This is a genomic window from Fusibacter ferrireducens, assembly GCF_015352425.1.
GTDB lineage: Bacteria > Bacillota > Clostridia > Peptostreptococcales > Acidaminobacteraceae > Fusibacter_A > Fusibacter_A ferrireducens.
On the sequence record NZ_JADKNH010000035.1, the window covers coordinates 1 to 5,382 of the forward strand.

General features: G+C 32.2%; 4 protein-coding genes. All 4 read right to left on the reverse strand.

The window, feature by feature from the left end:
* Positions 1–1,553 precede the first annotated feature (1,553 nt).
* The 4 genes from ISU02_RS23580 to ISU02_RS23595 all read right to left on the reverse strand — a co-directional run bounded on the left by ISU02_RS23580 (position 1,554) and on the right by ISU02_RS23595 (position 5,234).
* Positions 1,554–1,931, reverse strand: a complete 378-nt coding sequence (locus tag ISU02_RS23580; RefSeq protein WP_194704324.1) for a retropepsin-like aspartic protease — start codon at positions 1,929–1,931, stop codon at positions 1,554–1,556.
* Positions 1,928–2,185, reverse strand: coding sequence for a hypothetical protein (locus ISU02_RS23585; protein WP_194704325.1), 258 nt, complete (start codon positions 2,183–2,185; stop codon positions 1,928–1,930). The genes ISU02_RS23580 and ISU02_RS23585 overlap by 4 nt, the downstream gene beginning before the upstream one ends.
* A 223-nt stretch (positions 2,186–2,408) precedes the next feature.
* Positions 2,409–4,022, reverse strand: a complete 1,614-nt coding sequence (locus tag ISU02_RS23590) for a hypothetical protein (protein WP_194704326.1) — start codon at positions 4,020–4,022, stop codon at positions 2,409–2,411.
* A 150-nt stretch (positions 4,023–4,172) separates the two neighbouring features.
* Positions 4,173–5,234 (reverse strand): hypothetical protein, encoded by a 1,062-nt coding sequence (locus ISU02_RS23595; RefSeq protein WP_194704327.1) that lies wholly within the window; start codon positions 5,232–5,234, stop codon positions 4,173–4,175.
* Positions 5,235–5,382 lie beyond the last annotated feature (148 nt).

Genomic DNA, 5,382 nt, shown 5'->3' on the forward strand with positions numbered 1-5,382 from the left:
ACAAATGCCTTATATAGAGTTGCAGTTGCTGTTAATATAGCCGCTACAATTCCAATTACTTTTATTACATAATCCCAATTAATCACTTTAATCTCCTTATAAATCATTTTTGATAACGTTCTGTGATTCCCGAAGCCCCTCGGTCTCTGTGTTCGCTTGGCGACATTCTTGAACCAGGTTCACAAGAAGGGTGACAAGCGATAAGCAGAGAATTGGCGTGACTCTTGCCTCAGGCTCGCATGAGGCATGCCAATAGAGAGGTTTTGGGAATCAGCTTGTTAGGCGACGTGCTTTTTTTATCGTTTGAAACCACAGCTTTAGAACCATAATTGTTGGTCTAAGAAAGCCTAGATTCACTTTATAATAATTCTATGTATCAACTAAAATCCTAAATACCATTCTTAAAAATATCATCCAAGACCTCCTATTAAATAAAAATTGACTGAGACGCAAGCTTTTTTGAAACCTATCAAATTGAAAACTGCACATAACTTACCTACTACCAAATGAGACTCAGCTTCCGGCTGATTTGAAATCGTGAAACCAAACTTACTTAGAAAAATAATACTTAACTGGCTTTCTTAGTTTTCCATTTCATAATCAAACATATCAGTTTTACGCTATGATCAATCTAATAATAACCAAGACTTGATTCAAGTTTGCACCTAGATAACGTCAACCTGTGTTGAACCAAGCTTACTACTCGATTAAACTTTTTCTAAAGTTATTTTTGATAGCGTAAATCAAAAACTTCCCATGTCGCTTAACGTTCCCGCGATTACCGAAGTTCATCCTTTTGACCCTTAGGGCAAAAGTGGCATGAAATATGCCGTCTATAATATATGTAATTCGACACTTAATTGTTATCTCCTTCCAGTCCAGAAAATAAAAAAATTCCTCTGCATATTCCATGACATCAGATGAATTTTGGTAATCGGTGTGTTAGGCGATGTGCTTTTCCACGACACCCTGTTTGAAAAATACACCTATAGACTCATAATTTTTGGTCTAAGAAAGCTTAAATCCACTTCATAACAAATCTATGTATCTACCACAGTCCTAATTTAACTGCTCATATAACACACTTATGATCAACTAATAAAAATCTGATTGAAATTCTAATTCTTATGAAACCAATAGAACTAAACAAGGAACCTCTACTGCCAAATGAGACTCAGCTTCCGGCTCCTATGAAACCGCTAAATTAACTTGACTTAGAAAAATCATGCATAATTGGCTTTCTTAGTTTTCCCAAATCGTAATCAGATCATATCAATTTTATATCATATCCAATCAAATAACTACTAAGACTTGATTCAAGTTTGCACCCAGATAACGTCAGTTAATGTTGAACCAAGCCAACTTCTCGATAGAGTCTTTACTCTAAATTTATTTCGATAGCGTAAACCAAAAACTCGCATTTCGCCTAACGTTCCCGCAATTACCGAAGTTCATCCTTTTCACCCTTAGGAGAAAAGTGGCGCAGTCCTTGCCTCGCAAGGGCTGTGTCATCAGATGAATTTCCGGTAATTGACGTGTTATGTGATGAACGGTTAAAATATTTTTAATTCACCTAAATCAATTTTTACACCTAGTTTCATTGATATATCTAGTCCAATTATGCCATCCATCTCAATACCATAATCCATTGCTCCAACTTCTACTTGAAATTCATTCACTTTCATTCCATCTATTTCGATTTCCTCAATTATCTTTATAAAAACAAACTCGCTTCCCCCAACTCCTCTTATAACTTCTAGTGGATCACTTGGTTCTTGTCTTATTCCTATCTCTTCCAATATCTCCGTTTTAAATATTGTTCCTGCTGAACCTGTATCAACTAATACGTTTGTCATTTTAAGCTGTTTTTCATCATTTTTTACCATTATATCGCAAAAAAGAAGGCCCTTTTCGACTCTTAATTCAATCATCGACTTCTGACCCCCATCCAAATTTTTTCTTTAATTTGTAAATTTTCATTTTGAGTATGACACACATATAATTCCTTCTCAGGAAATTGCTTGTGTATCAGCACATATTCTTTTGTTGCTTGTTCGCTAGTCTCATAGTAATTCAATACTGATATTTTATTTAAAAATCTTTCTCCATCTTTTGATTCAGCTTCTATTGCTTCTATCAAGACCCATGTATTTGGATATTTTTCTCGTACATTTTCCCATTTCATATCTTTTACCTCTCTTTTAAATATTATCTCATATGCTCTATTTTTAGACAATGCATGTGATGCAATATTATTTTAACCGTTTTTCATATAACGTTCCCGCAGTTTCCGACGTTCCTTCCTTTTAACGCCTTAGCGGAAAAAGTGGCGTGGTGCTTGCCCCGCAAGGACCATGACATCGGAAGGAATGTAGGAAACTGACGTGTTAGACGCAGTTATTATTAGATTACTTGGCATAGATATGTCTAATATAAGTCCAATCATTAACTTTTGTTTCTAATGGAATCATTTTATATTCATTAGAATCAAAATCTAAATTTCTAATATTTTTAAACATAAGTTGAATAAAATCTCCCAATTGTGGCTTATTAAGACTATCTATTATTTCTGTAAAATTGTCATAATCATACATAATAATATCTACCTTATCCAATGGGAGTGGCATTGGATACTGAAATACAAGAAATTTGAAAATAGTGTACTCTGACAGATCAAACACTTTTTCTTCAATCTGTACAGAACTTTTCTCCAAATAGTTACAATAATTATTAACCTGACTTATTCCTTTTTTTAGTTCAATAGTCCGATTTGAAACATCTCTTACACCTATAGGTCTAAGATAATGCTTATAATCACCCACTAACACAATCTTATGCACTTGATCAACAAGTAGAAAATCTGGTCTGACATATTTTTTCGATTTTTTAACTTTCGTATCTACATAGACATCACAATTAATAGACTTCAGTAACCCTCCAATTTTCTTTACATTATACTGTTCTATATTATTAATAAGCTTGTCGTACACTTCTTTTTTTTGTGTATTTAACGCTCCAAACAACATTCTTCTGGAATCAATGTTGACAAATAACCTAGGCGATATATATATATGGTTATCTATTAAAATCAAAGGTTGAAAAACAATTTTTGAATGAAAATTATAGGAATCCAATGTTAAATCAGATACTATTTCAGATACTTTTTTATTATCAATATCTGAAAGTTCACTCATCCAATTTATAAATTCTATATTATTTATACAAAGTGAACATGACCCTAATTCATTTTCTAAACCATCTCTAATATCTATATAATCTTCAACTTTCGTATAATATGAAAAATTAATATACAATATAGAATATATTTTTATATATTCATATAATGTATACTTACCAAGACTGCATGTCGATTCCAAATCCCAAAATATATTATCTTTAATCCAATTATTAAAAAGAGTAAAACACTTTAAGTTTCTCACTAAATCCCAAGGAATTTCAATATTTTCATATGAAAAACTTGTCTTTTTAAACCACAGATTAAATTCTTTGTTCAATTCTTGATGAGGATGTGAATCTTGTAATTTTGATAAATATAATCGGTCAAAGGCTGACTGACTTATAATAAGATTTGGATTTATTTCTTTTGGCTTAAACTCAACAATCTTCTTTTCCTCGTCTATCCACACATTACTCATTTTTTTTGAATAGGCAGTATGCTCAATACATAATTCAGAATAATTATAACCCCAAAACAATAACTCCAATGCTTCTTCGTCAACCTGCTTATAAGAATATTCTTCCTCAGATACTCTTTTACAATCCGATGCTATCCATTTCACACAGCAAGTTAACCCATCTGTTAAATGCCATAAAAAATACTTTCTCTGATCTAATGAAACATTGATTTCAGTATCACATCTCAAATCTCTTAATAAGTCTCCATACATTTTTAGTATATGTATCATAGCAGTATCAGCATTTCGTAATAACAATGTATATTCTTTAAATTTGATGTCTAATAATTCATTTTCTAACTGTCTTAATATATCTATAACAATCACCCCTAATAATAATAATTGCGTCTAACGTTCCCGCGATTACCGAAGTCACTTCTTTTGACCCTTAGGGCAAAAGTGGCGCTGGCCTTGCCTCGCAAGGGCTGTGACATCAGAGTGATTTTGGTAATCGGCGTGTTATGCGAAGTCAAATTATTATTTTGCTAATTCTTCAAATGCAAACTTATCAAGCTTGTTTCTCAAACTTGTAATCCAAAGTTTTCTAAGATGTTCCTCATATTCCTTATGTTCTTTCATTAATGCTTTTACTCTATCAAAATCAACAATTTCCTTATCAAATATCTTTGAGTAGTTCTCGTAGGCTATGAAAATGAGTGTTTTGTATACCTCTGGATTAAACTCCTTATCAGATAGCAATTTAAATTCCGCTAGTAATACGTCAATGCTCAAAACAGCTCTCATAAGTGGTGTTAAATACTTATTACTACTCGAAACATACTCACTGCTACACATAAATGTTGAAAGTATTGCAAATACACATAAAGTACTCATTTCACTTCTACTAATCGTAGTTAGGTATGGAAAAATTATACACAAATCATCATAGTTGAAATTATTTATGTAATTTGCTAAACTTCCTGCTGCATAAGCATCCGCATCCATTTCAAGAGTTTTCATAAGTACAGTTTTATCAATATTTTCATCTCTAACATATTCAACAAAATCAGAACTAGCAAGAAATTTTGTATGTCCATTTAGGCAATGTGCAATCTCATGATTCATCAAAAATTGTGTTGATATAAAAGTCAAAAAATTGACAAGCGAGTCCTTATCTGTGTGACTCCATACTCCATTATAGGTGATTACCTTTTGATCAAAATCAGTTTCATAATTGACATTAGATACTCTTGTGTCAATTTTAAAAATTGAATCCCAAACACCATTAATATCTCCAAGCAAATAATATTTCATTAACGTATAATAGTAGGATTTTAAAAGAGGGATAGTGTTAAAATTAAATAAAATGAAGTGATGCTTAGAAAATTCTAAGTAAAACGTTGTTGCCCCAATAATTTTATTATCAATATATTCAAAAATCAAATTTGTGTCGTATCCATTATGCTTACAGTATCCTTTAAAAAAAGTTTTCATGCACTCTTTATGAAATATTGGATCAGAACTAATCTTCCAATCGTCTAGTTCAATCATTATTTTCCCTTTTAGTCCTATTTCATATTTTATTTCGTCTCTATCCATAATCGCTCCTAATAATTTGATTTTGCATAACGTTTCGGGGATTCTCGAAGTGTCTCGGTCTCTGCGTTCGCTTGGCGACGGTTTTGATCCAAGTTCACAAAAACGGTGACAAGCGATGAGCAGAGAATTGGCGTGACTCTTGCCTCAG